Origin of the sequence: Serratia sp. CY38905, from assembly GCF_052168875.1 — a bacterium.
Classification (GTDB): Bacteria; Pseudomonadota; Gammaproteobacteria; order Enterobacterales; family Enterobacteriaceae; genus Serratia; species Serratia sarumanii.
Genome location: NZ_JBJNLV010000006.1, coordinates 206041 through 224407 on the forward strand (window position 1 = coordinate 206041; position 18367 = coordinate 224407).

Consider the following 18367-nt stretch of genomic DNA (forward strand, 5'->3'; position numbering starts at 1 on the left):
AGACGGAGCCGGCGGGCAATGCGCCAATGCGCGAGTGTCGAAAAATTTAGCGGGCGCGGCATCGGCATGCTTAACTTAATGTCCGAATTCCGCACGTCAGCGCGCCAGGCGAGCCCCATAATGCAGAAAAAACCGAACCCGAGCGTTGCCATGAATACTCAACAGCAAGCGTTGTACGACGCGCTGCGCGCGCGTGACCGCAAATTCGACGGCCGCTTTTTCGTCGGCGTCTCTTCCACCGGCATCTATTGCCGCCCGGTGTGCAGCGCCCGCACGCCGAAGCTGGAAAACTGCACCTTTTATCCGAGCGCGGCGGCGGCCGAGCTGGCGGGCTTTCGCCCCTGCCTTAAATGCCGGCCGGAGCTGGCGCCCGGCCTGGCGCTGATCGATCTGGGCAATCGCTATGCGCAGGTGGCGGTGCAGCTCATCGAGCAAGGCTATCTGTCCGAACACAGCTGCGAAGCGCTGGCGGCGCGGCTCGGCATTTCCGATCGCCACCTGCGGCGCATCTTCGCCGAACAGTTTGGCGCTTCGCCGATCGATTACGCGCAGTCGCACCGGTTGCTGCAGGCCAAACGCCTGCTGGCGGACACCGATCTGCCGCTCAGCGAGGTGGCGTTCGCCGCCGGTTTCGGCAGCCTGCGGCGTTTCAACGAGCTGTTCAAGGCGCGCTATCGCCTGATCCCGTCTGCGCTGCGCAGCGGCGGCGCGCGCGGTGAGCGGGCCGCCGCCAGCGGGCTGGTGTTCCATCTGGGCTATCGGCCGCCCTATGACTGGGATCGCATGCTGAATTTCCTGCAGGCGCGCGCCGTGCAGGGCGTGGAGCGAGTCGAGGGACGCCGCTACCTGCGTTCGATCGCCGTCAACCAGGGCGGCACGGAATATCGCGGCTGGGTCAGCGTGCAGCCGGAGGAAGCGCGCAACCGGGTCAGGGTCGAGATCGCGCCGGCGCTCAGTTTGGTGACGACGGAGGTGCTGCGCCGCGTGCGCCTGCTGTTTGATCTGGACGCCGCGCCGGATCGCATCAATGAGGCGCTGGGCTCGCTGGCGGCCGATGCGCCGGGGCTGCGCCTGCCGGGCTGCGTGAACAGCTTCGAGCAGGCGGCGCGGGCGGTGCTGGGGCAGTTGGTCAGCGTGAAAATGGCGGCGACCTTCGCCGGGCGGATGGCCGAACGCTGGGGAGAGCCGCTGGCGGCGCCGCACGAGGGTATCACCCACGTTTTCCCCAGCGCCGAACGGGTGGCGCAGCTGCAGCCCGAAGCACTGCGCCCGCTCGGGGTGCAGCTGAAGCGCGCGGCGGCGCTGATCGAGATCGCCCGCGCGCTGGGCGAAGGGCGGCTGCAGCTCGACAACGTGCTGGATATCGACCAGGGCATCAGGGCGCTGACCGCGCTGCCGGGCATCGGCAGCTGGACCGCCAGCTATATCGCGATGCGCGCCTGGTCTTGGCCGGACGTGTTCCTGGCCGGCGACTACCTGATCAAACAGCGTTTTCCCGGCATGACGCCGCGCCAAATCGAACGCTATGCCGAACGTTGGCGCCCGTGGCGCTCTTACGCCACGCTGCACCTGTGGCACAACGACGGCTGGGCGCCGGAAGGGGAGGATTGAGCATTCGGGCTAGCGGGGGGGCTCGATCAGCTGCAGCAGGCGGCTCATGCCCTCGCGCATCAGGAACGCCAGCAGCTTTTCCCGCTCGGCCGGCGTCAGGTGGTAGTAATACTCGATCCAGACCCGTATCGGATCCTGGCGTTTGACGTCGTAGCCCGGAGGGTCTGTCTCGCGCAAGGCCGACAGGCTGCGCGCGCCGTACGGCAGGCTGTCGATATGGTATTCCAGCGCTTTGCCCTGCACGCCGCTGCGGCGGCGGCTGAGCCAGCCTTCGCGCCGGGCCATCAAATTGACCCCTTGCGGGGTTGAAGGCAACCCCGCCTTGCCCATCAGTTCCCTGGCGGAAAACCATTTCTTTTCCATAGTCCCTTATCCCTGAGCCATCACATGTCGAGGAAAATCAACGGATACGCTGATGTTCGCATGGGAGTTTCATCTTATTTAATCGTTTAAGCTTCAGGTGTTATTTATATCACTAATCTCGCATGGGTTAACACAATGTGAATAACAGGAGTGCGGCGCCGCCCGCGAGACGGCGCCGGTGAGGGGGAGGGGTTAGCGAATGCCGAAGTAGCCGTCGCTGAGCAACACCGCCAGCGGCTGCTCCAGCGCTACCTGATCGCCATCCGCCAGATCGACGCCGATATCGCGCAGCGCCTGCAGCGTCACCGGCTGGTGGGCCGGCCCGGCGAGCGTCTGCGCTTTGATCCGATGCGCCGCGCCGTTGAGCATCGAGACCATCAGTTCATCCATCTGGTTGCAGTGCACGTTGGTGATAAAGCGTTCATCGACGCGAATGATGTCGATTTTCTGATCGCCCAGCTCATCGAAGGCATTGATATTATGCCCGAAGCCATTGACGATCAGCCGGCAGCCCAGTTGCTGCAGTTCGCGAAGACACGCCCGGCACTGCGCGGCGTGTTCCAGCACCACGGCCTCATCGACGCTGAACAACAGTGCCTGCGGCGGCAGCGAGGAAGCGCGCACCCTTTCCGTCAGCTCGCGCTGGAAGTCGGTGTTCAGCAGGCTGTCGGTGGCCAGCGGCAACGCGAGCGACAGCCCCTTGCGCTTGATGTCGTCGGCGCAGTGCACCAGCAGCTGCGCCACCGTCCAGCGGTCGATGTCCGGCATCAGGCCGTACAGCTGCGCGGCGGCGATGAATGCCTCGTGCGGCAGCGGCCGATCGTCCGGCGCCATCACCTGCAGCTTCACCTGGTGGAACGCGGCCGACAGCGGCGTCGCCGGCGGCGCGACCGCGCGGGTCAGCAGCCGCAGCTGCCCCTCGCTGACGATCGTCTGCACTTCCTGCAGGCTCAGCAATTCATGCTGCCGCTCCAGCAGCTGTTTTTGCCGCGCTTCATACAGATACACCTGGCCGCGCCCGTGGTGCTTGGCGGTGTAGCAGGCGATGTCGGCCTGGGCCAGCAGCTCGCTGCTTTTGGCGTCGCCGCCGATGCGCGTGATGCCGGCGCTGGCGCCGACGCGATAAATTTTCCCTTCCCAGTAGAACGGATGCTGGCTGATTTGGTTGACCACCTGTTGCATCAGCGATTTGGCCTGCTCCGGCCGGCAGTCGAACAGGATCAGGCCGAATTCGTCGCCGCCCAGCCGGGCCAGGCAGTCGCTGTTGCGCAGCTGGTGCCGCATCAGCTGGGCGATGTCCCGCAGCAAGGCATCGCCCGCCGCGTGGCCGGCGGTGTCGTTCACCGCCTTGAACCGATCCAGATCGAGGAACACCAGCGAATGCGGCGGTGACGGTTCCCCGCCGGCGACGATTGCCGCTTTAAGCTGCTTCTCGAAGCTGGCGCGGTTCGGCAGGCCGGTCAGCGCGTCGTGCGAGGCGCTGTAGCTGAGCTTTTTCATCAGTTCGCGCGAGGCGGTGACATCCTGCAGCACCATCACCGCGCCCATGGTTTCACCGTCGAGGGTTTTCAGCGGTGAGACAGACTGCTGCACGTCGAAATAGCGCCCGTCGCGGCTGTGCAGCACCAATGCGTAATCCGCCGGCCACTGCCGTGGATATTGCGTGAGGTTTTCGATTTCCGGGCCGTCTTTGCCGTTGGTCAGGCGCACCACGCCGGCGACGGGCATACCGATCGCCAGATCGAGCGGCCAGCCGCACATCTGCTCGGCCACCGGATTCATAAAGGTAATGCGCAGGTGGCTGTCGGTGGAGATCACCCCTTCGCCGATGGCGTCGAGGGTGATGTGCAAACGCTCTTTCTCCTCGTGCAGCGCTTCGGCGAGGCTCTTGAGCTCGGTCATGTCGATATTGGTGCCGATCATGCGCAGCGGCCGGCCCTGATCGTCGAGGATCACGTTGCCCTGGCCGCGAATATGGCGCACGCTGCCCTGGCGGGTCACGATGCGGTATTCCATGACGAAAGGCTTGGGGTCGGCCAACAGCGCGGCCAGCTCGCGATCGGTGCGGTCGCGATCTTCCGGCACCAACAGGGTGCGCCACAGCGCCAGCGTCGGCGTTTGGTCGGGATTGAGATCGTAGAGTTCGAACATGCGCTGATCCCAGGTGAAGTTTTCCTGGCTCATCACCCATTCCCAGATGCCGACGCCGCCCACCTGATTGGCCAGCGTAATGCGCTCCACCAGCCGGTTGTTTTCCGCCTGGCTGCGCTTCAAATCGCTGATGTCCTCCACCTGCGAGATGAAATACAGCGGCAGGCCTTCGGCGTCGCGCACCAGCGAGACCGCCAGCAGCGCCCAGACGGTCTGGCCGTCGCTGCGGATGTAGCGTTTCTCCATGGTGTAGCTGCTGATATGGCCATCGAGCAGGTCGTGCAACTGGCTTAGATCGGCGGTGAGATCGTCGGGATGCGTAATTTCTTGAAAGGTCAGCTTATGCAGCGCCTCAGGCGTATAGCCGAGCAGCGCGCACAGCGCCTGATTGACCTGCAGCCATTTCCCCTGCGGCGACACCAGCGCCATACCGATGGCGGAATACTCCAGCGCGCTGCGAAAGCGGCTTTCGCTCTCGACGATGTGCTGTTTTTCCACCCGAAAGGCGTGCATCACCACCGCCATCGCGTGCGCCGGGATTAAAATCAGCAGCATCGGCAAGTACAGACCGAGATCGCCAAGGTGCTTACCGGAAGCCTGGAAATGCAGCAACCTCAGCGAAATCATCACGGTGATCAGCAAGAGGGTGCAGAAGCAAACGGTGAACGCCTCAAGACGCGGCAGTGCGATGGCTGCCCACAGCAGCGGCAAAATCACGAACGTGAACGGAAAAGGCAGGTAGGTCAGCGCCATAAAGCTGAAAGCCAGCGTAACCATCAGCGTCAGCAATAATGGAAACGGGTTCAGCGCCGTCAGGGTGCGACGGTTATAAGAGAGGCCGATCGGCGCCAGCGACAGCACCCCTATCGCTTCGGAAATGAACCAGGTACCAAACGGCTGCCAAAAAGGCTGGCCTGGCGCGGGCACCAGGCCGGCGGCCAGCAGCGCGCTGAACAGCGGGGTAAAAATCACCGCGCACACCACAAAACGCAGCCAACTGGCGAGATCGTTCAACGGATCGTACGGGTCTAGCATGCGGCGCAGCAGCAGGGCGCAAACCGCCGCTTCCAGCAGGTTGATGGTGGCCAGCTTGACGGGAGTGGCGCTGACGCCGAACAGCAAGAAGCTGGCGAGCACGATGCCGAGGCCGCTGGCCAACAGCGGCAGGCCCCAGTGGCGCGGGGCGTGGCGGTACAGCACCGCGATCGCGGCGGCGGTCGGAAACCACAGCGGGGTGAAGTGGCTGGCTTCGCTGGACAGCGACAGGCTCAGCAAGGCGAGCAGAAACGTCGCCAGCGCCACTAACAGGGAATGCGTCAGCACGACGCCTTTGTGGGTGCCGAACGTGTTCGGCGCGCTGATCTCCATAGACACCCTTACCGATGGCCTCTGTCAGTGATTTGATTCATGACGTGGATGAATTAAGACGATTTATTGGCAAAGGGTAGTACAGCGCGAGAGGAAAACCTACCGGGATGGCCGACTTTACTGCGTTAACGCAAACCCGGCGACAGAATGGCGAAAAAGCCGGCGCGCGGCCGGCTTTTCGCGTATTACAGCAGGAACAGGGTGGCGAGGCCGAGGAAGATGAAAAAGCCGCCGGTATCGGTCAGCGCGGTGATGAGCACGCTGGAGCCGACCGCCGGATCGCGGCCCACTTTGAGCATGGTCATCGGGATCACTACGCCCATCAGCGCCGCCAGCAGCAGATTGAGCAGCATCGCCAGCGTCATCACGCCGCCCATCGCCGCGTCGCCGTACAGCAGCCAGGTGATGACGCCCATGATGCCGCCCCACACCACGCCGTTGATGATGGCGACGCCCAGCTCTCTGAGCATCAGGCGCGAGATGTTGCCGACTTCGATCTGGTGCAGCGCCAGCGCGCGCACGATCATGGTGATGGTCTGGTTGCCGGTGTTGCCGCCGATGCCGGCGACGATCGGCATCAGCGCCGCCAGCGCCACCAGCTGGGAAATGGTGTGTTCGAACAGGCCGATCACCCGCGAGGCGATGAATGCGGTGCAGAGGTTGATCGCCAGCCAGGCCCAGCGGGTCTTGACCGCCTTGCTGACCGGGGCGAACACGTCTTCTTCCGGGCTCAAACCGCCCATGCGGCGCAGGTTGGTGTCGCTCTCTTCGTTGACGGCGTCGACGATCTCTTCGATGGTCAGGCGGCCCATCAGTTTGCCCTTGGCGTCAACCACCGGGGCGCTGATCAGGTCGTAACGTTCGAACGCGCCGGCCGCTTCATCGGCCTTGTCTTCGGGCTGAAAGGTGGCGGGATCGCTGTCCATCACTTCGCGCACCGGGATCTCCGGATCGTTCAGCAGCACTGCGGTCAGTGGCAGCTCGCCCAACAGGGTGTTTTTGCGATCGGTGACGAACAGTTTATCGGTGGCGTCGGGAATGGTTTTGCGCATGCGCAAGAAGCGATGCACCGCGCCGAGCGTGACGTCCGGCCGCACCGTCACCAGTTCGAAATCCATCATCCAGCCGACGCTGTCTTTGGCGTACTGGCTCATCTCGCGCACCTGGGCGCGCTGCTCCGGCTCCAGCGAGGTCAGCAACCGGCCCATCAGGTTACGCGGCAGATATTGCGCCAGGTAGGCCTGTTCGTCGACGTCCAGCGTTTTGATCGCTTTGAGCAGGTCTTTGTCGCTCATTTCCTCGATCAGGCTGTCCCAGACCGGTTCGGCGACCTCCACCAGCGTCTGGCCGCGCTTGCTGTTGCCCACCAGCCGCCACAGCGCCATACGTTCGTCCTGCGGCAGTGCCTCCAGCAGGTCCGCCAGGTCGGCGGCGTGCATATCGTCCAACAGACCGGTGATTTCCGCCGTCTGGTTCAGCAGTTCGCTTTGGCTGAGGGCGTGTTCATCCCCTGGCCGGCCGAGAATGCCGTCGACCAACTCCTTATTGTTCAACAGCAGAGTGAGAATGCGCTGGCGGTATTCAGCGACTTTTTTGACGTTATGGGTTGCGGCTGACATGGTGTTCCTTTACGGGCGCTCGGCGTTCCTGACGCAGGCTCATTAAAAGATAGAGCATAGCGGGTGCCGGCGTCATTTTTATGAAACGGCCGGGGTGCGGCGGTTATTCAGAGGAGGCGTCCTGTTGCGGCGCGCTGACTTCGGCGGCGTTTTGCGCAGCGGCCTGCTTTTTTTCCTGATGATGAGGCACCGCCACCACGGCGGCGTACAGCAGTCGGCCGACTAAAATGATAAAGCTGATAAACAACACTATCTTCGTCATCTGTCCGGTGGTTTTCTTGCGCATATATCACCCGGTATGCCGGTGTCCTGTGTTATTCACTCGAGAATTTGTAAGCGGATTTTAGGCGCTGATGACAAAAGTTGTCCATTTTTTTCCGGCGTGCGGGGTGGCGTATTAGGGCTTCGTTTAGGTTGACGGGGCGAGGGCGGAAAGAAAAACCCCCTGTCTGGCAGGGGGCGGGGGATCAGGCGGAGCGCTGTTCGTTTTGCGAGCCTTCTTCTTCGATCAGCAGCTTCCAGCCGACGACGTCGTTCCAGTAGGCCTGTTCGCGCTCGAAATCGAGCTGCACCAGGTTGTTCTGTGCCAGGTAGCCGGCCGGGAAGCGCAGCGTCCAGTGGTTGTCGTCGGTGGTCAGGCGCAGCGTTTCTGGCGTGGTGGTCGACTGACGCTGGTTGTTGAGCAGGGTGCTCAGACGCAGCAGCTGGATCAGCGGCAGGTAGTGCTTCTTCTTGAACAGGTTGAGGCGCGGCAGCTCTTCGAGCTTGATCGCCTTGCGGTGGAAACGCACCAGCGCCGCCAGCAGCAGCTGCTGTTCCTGGTTGAAGCCAGGCAGGTTGGAGTTTTGCAGAATGTAGGCCGAATGGCGGTGCATGCCGCTGTGGTTGATGCTCAGCCCCACCTCGTGCAGCATGGCGGCCCATTTCAGCAGAGCCTCCAGCTGCGGATGCGCCAGCTTGGTGTTTTGTGCCATCCACTGCGAGTAGAGCAGCTCGGTGGTTTCCAGCACCCGCTTGGCCTGCTCGCGGTCGATGTTGTAATGATCGGCCAGGCTCTTGGCGGTGCGGCTGCGGATGTCCTGATGGCGGAAGCGGCCTTCCATTTCATACAGCACGCCTTCGCGCAGCGCGCCGTCGGACAGGCGCAGATCGCGGATCGCCAGCGCGTCGAACACGCCGCACAGGATAGCCAGCCCCGGCACGAACACCGATTGGCGATCCTCTGACAGCCCCGGCAGGCTCAGCGAACTGAAGCTTTTGAACTGCAGCACCTGTTCGGCGAGCATTTCCAGGCGATCCAGGGTGATGAGACCGTCTTTTTCCCCCATCGCCACCAGCACTTCGTGGGCGGCCTTGATGGTGCCCGAGGCGCCCAGCGCGTACTGCCAGCCCTGAATGCGGTACTGCCAGGCCAGCGTTTCCAATTTTTGCGCCGCCGCCAGCCGCGCACGGCGGAAGTTGTTTTTGCTGATCTCGCCGCCCGGGAAGAACAGCTGGGCGAAGCTGACGCAGCCCATGCGGCGGCTTTCCGCCAGCAGCGGCTCGAAGTCTTCGCCGATCACCAGCTCGGTGGATCCGCCGCCGATGTCGATCACCAGCTTGCGGCCTTTCTCCGGCTGAGTGTGCTCCACGCCCATGAAGATCAGACGCGCCTCTTCCTGGCCGGCGATGATTTCGATCGGGTAGGGGATCACTTTGGCGGCGCGCTTGAGGAACACTTCGGCGTTCACCGCCTGACGCAGGGTGTGCGTCCCGACGATGGTGACGTTATCCGCCGGGAAGCCCTGCAGCCGTTCGGCAAACAGCGCCAGGCAGGCCAGGCCGCGTTCTATCGCCTCTTCACTGAGTACGTTGTTGCTGTCCAATCCGTCGGCGAGATGCACCCGCTGTTTTAAACGGCCCAATACCTGTAAGGCGCCGTTGACGACGCGGGCGATCACCATGTGGAAACTGTTCGACCCGAGGTCGATGGCGGCGATTTCCTGCGGTTTGTTCGTTGCAGTGTTTTTTAGCGGCATAGTTGCTGGCCTACTGTCCTGGTTGTTCCAGAGCTTTTAAATACTCGTAAATAGCCACCTGGGCACGCACTTTGCGGCGGTTGCCGCGCGGCACGTACTGGTTGCTCAGTTCTTTATCCACATAACGGGCCTTGACCGTATCGCTGAACAGGATCTCCAGAATGTCCAGAACGCGCTGTTTCAGCGCCGGATCCAGCAGCGATACCGCCACTTCGATACGGTAATCTATGTTGCGGGTCATCCAGTCGGCGGAGGACAGATACACCCGTTTGTCACCTTTATTGTCGAAAACGTAAACCCGGTCGTGCTCCAAAAAGCGATCGACGATGCTGATCACCTGAATATTGTCGCTGATCCCCGGCAGGTTGGGAATCAGGGAACACATGCCCCGCACCAGCAGGCGGATCTTCACGCCGGCGCCGGACGCGGTATATAACCGATCTACCAGCCCTTTATCCACCAGATTATTAATTTTCAACATAATGCCGGCCTGTTCCCCGGCCTGGGCGTTGGCGATTTCGTTGTCGATCAGCTCATACAGCTTCAGGCGCGAGTTCTGCGGCGACACCATCAGGTTGTCGAAGGTGACCGGCCGGTAGGGGTTCTCGATAAAGTTGAACACCCGACGCACCTCGTTGGTGATGCGTGAGTCGGCGGTCAACAGCGAATAGTCGGTGTAGATGCGCGCGGTTTTTTCGTTAAAGTTGCCGGTGCCGATATGAGCATAGCGCACAATTTCATCGCCTTCACGGCGTGAAATCAGGAACAGTTTGGCGTGGATTTTCAGGCCCGGCGCGGAGAAGATCACGTGTACGCCGGCCTCGGTCAGGCGCTTCGCCCAATGAATGTTGGCTTCTTCGTCGAAGCGCGCCTGCAGCTCGACCACCACCGTGACTTTTTTGCCGTTGTGCGCAGCGTGGATCATCGATTCGATGATGCGTGAATCTTTCGCCACCCGGTAGATGTTGATCTTGATAGCCAACACGCTTGGATCGAACGACGCCTGGCGCAGCAGCTCCAGCACGTGCTCGAAGGTGTGGTACGGATAGTAGAGCAGCACGTCTTTTTCGCGAATGGCGTCGAAGCCGTTGCGGAAACCGTCGAACCAGATGTGGCGCAGGCGCGGCAGCGGCTTGTTGACCAGGTTGGCCTTGCCGACGTTCGGGAAGCTGATGAAATCTTTGAAGTTGTGGTAGCGGCCGCCGGCGATCACCGAATCGTAGTTGGAGATGCCCAGCTTGCCGCGCAGCAGTTCCACCATTTCGTTCGGCATGTCGCGCTGATACACGAAGCGCACCGGCTCGGCGGTCAGGCGCTGTTTCAGGCTGGAGGACATCAGTTCCAGCAGGCTGGATTCCATTTCGGTCACCAGATCGTACTCCGCGTCGCGGGTCATTTTCATCGAGTAGGCGTTGAGCGCGTCGTAGTCGAAGAAGCCCTTGAAGATATCGTCCAGGCAGTAACGCAGAATGTTGTCCAGCAGGATCATCGGCTTGCGGCGGCGCGGCGCTTCCGGCGGCAGATTGACGAAGCGCGGCACCTTGTCGGACGGGATCTCCAGCAGCGCATAGTCGATGCGCGCGCCGCGGATGATCTCCACCGCCAGATAGGTGTAATCGTCTTTCAGGAACTGCACCAGGTTGGTGTCGTGGTTGATCAGGATCGGCGTGATGTGCTGGCGCAGATGCTGTTTGAAATATTGCCGCAGCCAGATTTGCTGGTTCTCGGACACCTGGCGTTCGTTGATCAGGAAGATCTGGTTACGCGCCATTTCCAGCAGCAGATCGTTATACAGGCCGTCGAACTCCTGATCGGTTTTCAGCACCTTGGCCTGGATCTTTTTCAGCAGGTGGCGCGAGGCGCCGGCGGAGCCTTGCTCTTCGCTGATCAGGATGCGCCGTTTGAGATCGGCGAAGCGGACTTTATAGAATTCGTCGAGGTTGTTGGAGTAAATGCCCAGAAAACGCATACGTTCAATCAGGGGATTGCTCTTATCTGCGGCTTCCTGCAACACGCGTTCATTAAAGGATAACCAGCTTAGTTCTTTTTCGATGTAGAGCTTTTCCTGACCCATTGCCACTCCAGTTCAAATTTAGAATAGGATCCGGGACGCAGCGCCCGGATGCCGCTCTAGTGTCCTGGATCATTATTGCGAGAGATTGACAGGAAAGTCCAACATATCCATTGCGTTGGCGCGCGGCATTTTTCGGCGGCAATAAATTTTCGCCGAGGCGGGACGCCCGGCAGTGAAGTGAGTAGCATGAAATGACGATTAGCAGGCTCATTTTTAGTGACATTAAGCGTGTTTACGGTCATTTTTCAGCAATATACCGACGCCATATTGTCTGTTTGCAGTGTAAAAAACCTGGGCAAAGCAGGGTAACTTTGTCATGCAAACGTCATAAAACTGACATAAGATGCCCGGTTATCTTACGGCGCAAGCCCGATTACATCAGCGACAGCGAGACACATGACACAGACGACGGCCAATCAACATCCCCGAGATCGCATGCGCGGGCGCATCGACCGCGGCGTGCAGGCGGCAGTGACCGCCAGCGGGCTGATGGTGCTGATGACGTTGATGCTGATCTTCGTTTATCTGCTGTTTGCGGTGCTGCCGCTGTTCAAACCGGCCTCGCTCGGCCAGGCGCAGCCGCTGCCGATCGCGGCGTCGGCCCCGGCGCTGGCGCTGGGCATGGACGTGCAGCAGCGCGTCGGTTACCGCATCGACGCGCAGGGCGCGGGGCAATTTTATCGCCTGACGCCGACCCCGAACGGCCAGCCCCAGGCGCCGCTGGCGCAGCAGACGCTGTTGGCCAAGCCGGCGCTGCTCGCGCAGGCCGCCGGAGAGCGCGATCTGTTTGCGCTGGCGCAGGCCGACGGCCGGTTGGTGGTGGCGCGCGCGGATTTCGCGACGGCGGAGACCGGCCGGCCGCAGTGGCTGTTCCCGCTCGGGCAGCAGCCGTTGGCGCTGGATCCACAGCGCAAGCCGCTGAAACTGATGACGCTGGCGGATGCGCATCGCGGGCAGTATCTGCTGGCCGGGGTGACCGACGATCGGCGCCTGGTGTTCGGCCGTTTCAGCCCCGATCGGCCGCCGCAGTTCAGCGAGCGCCCGCTGGAACATGATGCTGAGCAACTGGTGCTGACGCCGGATGGCCGCCAGCTTTACCTGCTGACCGGCAACCGGCTGGCGCGTTATCAGATCGACGGCGCGCAGCTGCAGCTGCGTGAAACGCGTACCCTTGGCGAACATGCCCCGTATCAGATGACGGCGCTGCCCGGCGGCAGCGCGCTGCTGATCAAGGGCGCCGACGGCAATCTGCGCGAGTGGTTTGAGGTGGAAAAAGATCGGCGCTGGCGCCTGACGCCAGTGCAGCATTTCGACCACGGCGCCGACGGGCGGGAGCTGACGGTGGCCGAGCCTTACCGCCGGGTATTCGCCACTCTGCGGCCCGACGGCGGTTTTTCGCTGTTCTCCGCCATTCAGCCGCAGCCGCTGCTGAATGCCCGCTTGGGCGCCGAGGTGCGGCAGATGGCGTTCGCGCCGCGCGGCGATGGCCTGCTGCTGGAGAGCGCGCAGGGCTGGCAGCGCTACGCGCTCGACAATCCGTATCCAGACGTCACCTGGCGTTCGCTGTGGGGCAAGGTGTGGTATGAGAACTACCCGCAGCCGGCCTACGTCTGGCAATCCACCTCCGGTGAAGACAGTTATCAACCGAAATTCAGCCTGATGCCGGTGATCTTCGGCACCTTCAAGGCGGCGGCTTACGCGATGCTGTTCGCCATTCCCCTGGCGCTGGCCGGCGCTATCTATACCGCTTATTTTATGACGCCGGGGCTGCGGCGGGTGATCAAACCGGCTATCGAAGTGATGGGCGCGTTGCCGACGGTGGTGATCGGGCTGGTGGCCGGCATTTGGCTGGCGCCGATCATCGAGCAATACCTGTTGGCGGTGCTGGCGTTGCCGCTGCTGCTGGCGGCGGCGGTGCTGCTGTGCGGCGCGTTGACCCACCGCTTTATGCCGCGCTGCCGGCCGGGTGTCGATCTGCTGTTGCTGTTGCCGCTGCTGGCGTTGACGGTGTGGCTGGCGCTTAGCCTGGGGCCGCGGCTGGAGGTGGCGCTGTTCGGTGAGCCGCTGCATTTCTGGCTGGGGGATAATTACGACCAGCGCAATGCGCTGGTGGTGGGCGTGGCGATGGGCTTCGCGCTGGTGCCGATCATCTTCTCGTTGGCGGAGGATGCGCTGTTCAGCGTGCCGGCTACCCTGAGCCAGGGCTCTTTGGCGCTGGGTGCCACCCAATGGCAGACGGTGATCAAGGTGGTGCTGCCTTCCGCCAGCGCCGGGATTTTCTCCGCGCTGATGATCGGCTTTGGCCGCGCGGTGGGGGAAACCATGATCGTGCTGATGGCCACCGGCAATACGCCAATTATCGACGGCAGCCTGTTCCAGGGGCTGCGAGCGCTGGCGGCCAATATCGCCATCGAAATGCCGGAGGCGGTCTCCGGCAGCAGCCATTACCGCGTGCTGTTCCTGACCGCGCTGGTGCTGTTTATCTTCACCTTCGTGTTCAACACGCTGGCGGAGGCGGTGCGCCTGCGGCTGCGCAAGCGTTACACGCCAAATCAGGAGGCGCCATGAAGAACTGGGTGAAGAGCGGGTCGCCGTGGATTTGGCTGACCGCCGGCTCGGTCGCCGTCAGCCTGTTGGCGCTGATCGGCATTCTGTTGCTGTTGGCCGGGCAGGGGATGCGCTATTTCTGGCCGAGCCCGGTTTATCAGTTCGAGCTGAATCAGAACGGCGCCGGGCCGGTGACGGTGATCGGCGAGCTGTACCAGCAGCAAAGCATTTCGCGCCGCCAGCTGACGGAGGCGGGTGTGACGCCGCCGGGCGAGGCGCAAAGCGTCGAACGCTATCTGATTAAGGTCGGTAACCGCGAGCGTGAAGGGCAGGATTTCCGCACCTTACTGGCCAGCGACATCGGCAGCCAAAGCACGCCGCGCAGCCTGCTGGTGCTGGAGCGCGACAGCCACGGCACCGCTTACGGCTATCTGGCGGGGCTGCTGGAGGACGGGCAACCACTGACCGGCCGCAATCTGGGGCAGGCGTTGCAGCAGCGGCTGCCGCAAATCGCCGCGCTCTCGCGCCAGGCGCACGACATTCAATTTCGCGATATGGCGCGCATCAATCAGCAGTTTGACGCGCTGCGGCTGCGGGAAAAGCGCCTGCAGCGCGACGATAAGCTGGACGCCCGCGCGCAGGACGCCATCAAGGCCGAGCGGCTGGAGCTGCAGCGGCAATACCAGCTGCTGTCCGAACGCCTGGCGGGGCTGAACCGCGATCGCCAGCGTGATGCGCTGCTGCTGCGCGATATGCATGGCCAGACGTTGACCATTCCGCTCAGCCAGGTACGCGATGCCTGGTACCCGAACGCCATGAACACCAGCGAGAAGCTGGCGCATTGGGGCGAGCAGGTGAAGAAGTTCCTCACCGACAGCCCGCGCGAGGCGAATACCGAAGGCGGGGTGTTCCCGGCCATTTTCGGCACGGTGTTGATGGTGATCCTGATGTCGATCGTGGTGATGCCGTTTGGCGTGATCGCGGCGGTGTATCTGCACGAGTATGCCGGCAACAATCTGCTGACGCGGGTGATTCGCATCGCGGTGGTCAACCTGGCCGGCGTGCCCTCGATCGTCTACGGCGTCTTCGGCCTCGGCTTTTTCGTTTATATGATAGGCGGCACGCTCGACCAGCTGTTCTATCCTGAATCCTTGCCCAACCCGACCTTCGGCACGCCCGGCGTGCTGTGGGCGGCGCTGACGCTGGCGCTGCTGACGCTGCCGGTGGTGATCGTCGCCACCGAGGAAGGGCTGTCGCGCATTCCCACCTCGCTGCGGCAGGGCTCGATGGCGCTGGGCGCCAGCCGGGCCGAGACGCTGTGGCGCATCGTGCTGCCGATGGCGGCGCCGGCGATGATGACCGGCCTGATTCTGGCGGTGGCGCGCGCCGCCGGGGAGACGGCGCCGCTGATGCTGGTGGGGGTAGTGAAATCGGTGCCGGTGCTGCCGGTGGACGAGATTTTCCCGTATCTGCACCTGGAACGGAAGTTTATGCATTTGAGCTTCCAGATCTACGATATGGCATTCCAGAGCCCGAGCGTAGAGGCGGCGCGGCCGCTGGTGTTCGCCACCGCCTTCCTGCTGGTGACGATCGTGGTGAGTTTGAATCTGGCGGCGATGGGTATCCGCCATTCGCTGAGGGAGCGGTACCGAGCATGGTCGCAGTAACAATGACGCTATTTTTGGGGAGTGCGTAATGGGTTTGATGACGCCAGGCAGTTTGCCCCGGCTGGATGTCCAGCATCTCGACGATGAACAGACCGCGCTGGCGGTCAACGGACTGAACCTGTTTTATGGTGACAAACAGGTGCTGCACGACATTTCGCTGCGCATTCCGAAGCACCGGGTGACGGCCCTGATCGGCCCTTCGGGCTGCGGCAAATCGACGCTGCTGCGCTGTTTCAACCGCATGAACGATCTGGTGGACAACTGCCGCATCGAGGGCGATCTGCAGCTGAACGGCGCGGCGATCTCCGGCGCGCAGATCGACGTGGCGGCGCTGCGGCGGCGGGTGGGCATGGTGTTCCAGCGGCCGAATCCGTTCCCGAAATCGATCTATGAAAACGTGGTGTACGGCCTGCGGCTGCAGGGCGTGCGCGACCGGCGCTTGCTGGATGAAGCGGTGGAACGTTCGCTGCGCGCCGCCGCGCTGTGGCATGAGGTGAAGGATCGGCTGCGCGAAAATGCGTTCCGCTTGTCCAGCGGCCAGCAGCAGCGCCTGGTGATCGCGCGCGCCATCGCCATCGAGCCGGAAGTGTTGCTGCTCGACGAGCCGACCTCGGCGCTGGATCCGATCTCCACGCTGACCATCGAGGAGCTGATTTCCGCGCTGAAACAGCGTTACAGCGTGGTGCTGGTGACGCACAACATGCAGCAGGCGGCGCGCGTCTCCGACTACACCGCCTTTATTCATCAGGGGCGGCTGGTGGAGTACAACGACACCGACGCCATCTTCACCTCGCCGCGCCAGCGCCGCACCGAGGATTATATTACCGGGCGGTATGGGTGAGCGACGTGCCGCACCCCTAGCGAACGAAAGGCTGCGGGATAATGCAGCCTTTCGTCTTTAGGGCGGCCGTCAGTAATTTTCGCGAATGCGGATCGCTTCTTCTACCCACTCCGCCAGATTTTCCTTGATGTGATTATAGACATTGGCGCTGGTCAAATAAGGCGGATCATAGGCTTTGGCGATAGCGGAGAGTTTTGTGTCCCCCAGCTTGATATGATCCAACGGGTTGTTGCCTTTTCGGGCTTGTTCGCCGGCGCTGTCTTTCAGGTTATGGATATACACCACCAGCACGCCCATGCCTTTCTTCCAGGCTTCGCAGATTTCGAAGTTGATCCACTTGCGATTGGCGGTATCTTTACCCGCGAGAATCACGGCGCAGCTCCGATTGTCCAACTGGCCTTTGATCCAAGCGGCGATGGCGTCGTCACCCCCTTTTTTCACTTCCTCCCAATCGTTATCCGTGGCCGGCCGGTTACCTTCCAGCGAGCCCATTTCGCGTATCTGAGAAGCGCGCCAGTTGTCCGGCTCATAATGGAAACTGTAAAAACATTTTCTGGTCATCGAGGATTATCCTTAGTAATGATATCGATAAGTGCCAACAGGCATGTTTTCTTCTCCGCCAGGCTGCCCGGCTCGTTAAGTTGATCCAGCAGGTTCATGGCGACGGGATGGCGGTGATAGAGGGTGTCTTTCATCTCCTCCTTGATTTTTCGGTAGATCTCGGCGGATGCGCCGCCGGTACAACCGATAGGAATGCAGACGCAGCCTTGTTCCGCAGCGATGTGGAACTCTTTCAATAAACCGTCGGCCAGCACGCATTCGCCTTCGGCGTTACGCTTGTTGCCGAACAAAAAGACTGCGATGCCGCTGAGCGAAATCATGTTCTGGCGGTATTCGTGCCAAAGTGCCGGCAGCGTAATGCTCCCGCTGGCGAATTGGGGGAAAGGGCGCAATACCAGTTGGCTTTCGCTGATTTTCCCCCCGCTGGCGTAAATGGCTTCCAATGCGCCGTTGATCACCGCCGTGCCCACGCCCCAACCGAAGCCGTTGACGATGCGGTACTGTTTGCGGATAAGCAGGCGCGCCAGGCGGTGTATGAACTGGATGGACTCTTCACGGGCATAGGGGTGGTAGTTGTCGGCGCTGCCGGAGATAAACACCGTGCTTTTCTTGAATTGCGTTTCGATGGCATACAGCAGGTCGGTGATTTGCCGATAGTCCTCCACCAGCAGCGTTTGAATGCCGTAACGGCGCAGATCGTTGATCATCAGGCTTTGTTTTCGGCTGTTGTAATCATAAGACGCCTGATCCTCGCTGCCGCTGTCGCCAGGCTGAACGCGCCGCATGATGCAGTAGTGGTTTCTTTTCCCTTCGCCGTACTGCGCGTAAAGGCGACTCAATACGTATTGCAGGTTGGGGTCTTCAAAGCTGAAACCGATAAACAGGAAGGTTTTGGCGGTCAACTCCGCCATCAGCATGTTGATAAAAGGAAGGTGTGTACGGGAGTAAGTTTCGTATTGTTCGCGGGTGATAATCGCCTGGTTGGGTGTTCTATAATCACCATGCATTTTATATAAGACAACATCGCGCTTGTGAATATTGTTGGTCAGACTTTCCGGCGTGGTTTTAACGTCGCAGACGCGATTATAACGGGCATAGGTTTTTTCAATCAGATCGTCGTAGTTGGTTGTCCAGAGTGACGCTATCGGCAATCTGGCAATGATCCGATGATTTTCAGTTTCTTCCGCTTGCTCAGCGAATTCTGTAATTATTTTTTGATTTATCTTATGCCGGTTGCCTTTTTCATTGAGATGATATTGAGCCAGAGAAATAAGGTCGCTTTCTTTTTCTATATCCAGCCCCAATTCATAAGCGATATCACCGATAAGCTCTTTCCAGCTGACGAAACCGGCGGGTATGGACAGCCCGGCACCGGCAAATAGCGCGGCGCTGCCGGCTTTGATATCATTAACGTAATCACGAATAAACAGTTCTATATCACGTTCTGGCATTAGGAAATCCTGATATTGTTCGAGGTTCTTGATTGGTTAGTTGTAAATTATGGCTTTCATGAATAATTGCATTAAACAAAATATCACGGTAAGACG

Annotated in this window: 12 protein-coding genes; 4 read left to right on the forward strand and 8 right to left on the reverse strand. The window is 61.1% G+C overall.

Annotation, left to right across the window (positions count from 1 at the left end; genetic code table 11):
- Window positions 1–120 precede the first annotated feature (120 nt).
- The gene (alkA, locus tag ACJ8MK_RS15425; RefSeq protein WP_033654567.1) at window positions 121–1611 is read left to right on the forward strand and encodes a DNA-3-methyladenine glycosylase 2; all 1491 of its coding nucleotides are present in this window, start codon (window positions 121–123) and stop codon (window positions 1609–1611) included.
- Between the two features lie 9 nt (window positions 1612–1620).
- On the opposite strand, the gene ACJ8MK_RS15430 is transcribed toward alkA, so the two are convergent.
- The 6 genes from ACJ8MK_RS15430 to ppk1 form a co-directional block, all read right to left on the reverse strand.
- A complete protein-coding gene (locus ACJ8MK_RS15430; RefSeq protein ID WP_033635531.1) occupies window positions 1621–1974 on the reverse strand; it encodes a DNA-binding protein in 354 nt (117 codons plus the stop codon).
- Window positions 1975–2166: 192 nt separating this feature from the next.
- Window positions 2167–5493: a diguanylate cyclase gene (locus ACJ8MK_RS15435; RefSeq protein WP_440481803.1), complete on the reverse strand. Its 3327-nt coding sequence runs from the start codon at window positions 5491–5493 to the stop codon at window positions 2167–2169.
- 185 nt (window positions 5494–5678) lie between these two features.
- Window positions 5679–7112, reverse strand: coding sequence for a magnesium transporter (mgtE, locus tag ACJ8MK_RS15440; RefSeq protein ID WP_033654569.1), 1434 nt, complete (start codon window positions 7110–7112; stop codon window positions 5679–5681).
- Between the two features lie 103 nt (window positions 7113–7215).
- Window positions 7216–7398: a YfgG family protein gene (locus ACJ8MK_RS15445; protein WP_004941600.1), complete on the reverse strand. Its 183-nt coding sequence runs from the start codon at window positions 7396–7398 to the stop codon at window positions 7216–7218.
- A 181-nt stretch (window positions 7399–7579) separates the two neighbouring features.
- Window positions 7580–9130, reverse strand: coding sequence for an exopolyphosphatase (gene ppx, locus ACJ8MK_RS15450; RefSeq protein ID WP_033635528.1), 1551 nt, complete (start codon window positions 9128–9130; stop codon window positions 7580–7582).
- Between the two features lie 10 nt (window positions 9131–9140).
- Window positions 9141–11204: a polyphosphate kinase 1 gene (ppk1, locus tag ACJ8MK_RS15455; protein WP_033648827.1), complete on the reverse strand. Its 2064-nt coding sequence runs from the start codon at window positions 11202–11204 to the stop codon at window positions 9141–9143.
- Between the two features lie 396 nt (window positions 11205–11600).
- On the opposite strand from ppk1, the gene ACJ8MK_RS15460 reads away from it, so the two are divergent.
- From ACJ8MK_RS15460 to pstB, 3 genes are read left to right on the forward strand one after another with little or no spacing between them, the layout of a single operon-like run.
- Window positions 11601–13772, forward strand: a complete 2172-nt coding sequence (locus ACJ8MK_RS15460; protein WP_128884861.1) for an ABC transporter permease subunit — start codon at window positions 11601–11603, stop codon at window positions 13770–13772.
- Window positions 13769–15418 (forward strand): phosphate ABC transporter permease PstA, encoded by a 1650-nt coding sequence (gene pstA, locus ACJ8MK_RS15465; protein ID WP_033648825.1) that lies wholly within the window; start codon window positions 13769–13771, stop codon window positions 15416–15418. Before ACJ8MK_RS15460 ends, pstA begins: the two co-directional genes overlap by 4 nt.
- 28 nt (window positions 15419–15446) lie before the next feature.
- Window positions 15447–16259, forward strand: coding sequence for a phosphate ABC transporter ATP-binding protein PstB (gene pstB, locus ACJ8MK_RS15470; RefSeq protein ID WP_019452422.1), 813 nt, complete (start codon window positions 15447–15449; stop codon window positions 16257–16259).
- Window positions 16260–16328: 69 nt separating this feature from the next.
- Here pstB and ACJ8MK_RS15475 read toward each other — a convergent pair whose 3' ends face one another.
- Both ACJ8MK_RS15475 and ACJ8MK_RS15480 read right to left on the reverse strand, forming a co-directional pair.
- The gene (locus tag ACJ8MK_RS15475; RefSeq protein WP_103774365.1) at window positions 16329–16820 is read right to left on the reverse strand and encodes a TIR domain-containing protein; all 492 of its coding nucleotides are present in this window, start codon (window positions 16818–16820) and stop codon (window positions 16329–16331) included.
- Window positions 16817–18271 (reverse strand): SIR2 family protein, encoded by a 1455-nt coding sequence (locus tag ACJ8MK_RS15480; RefSeq protein WP_049194856.1) that lies wholly within the window; start codon window positions 18269–18271, stop codon window positions 16817–16819. The genes ACJ8MK_RS15475 and ACJ8MK_RS15480 overlap by 4 nt, the downstream gene beginning before the upstream one ends.
- Window positions 18272–18367 lie beyond the last annotated feature (96 nt).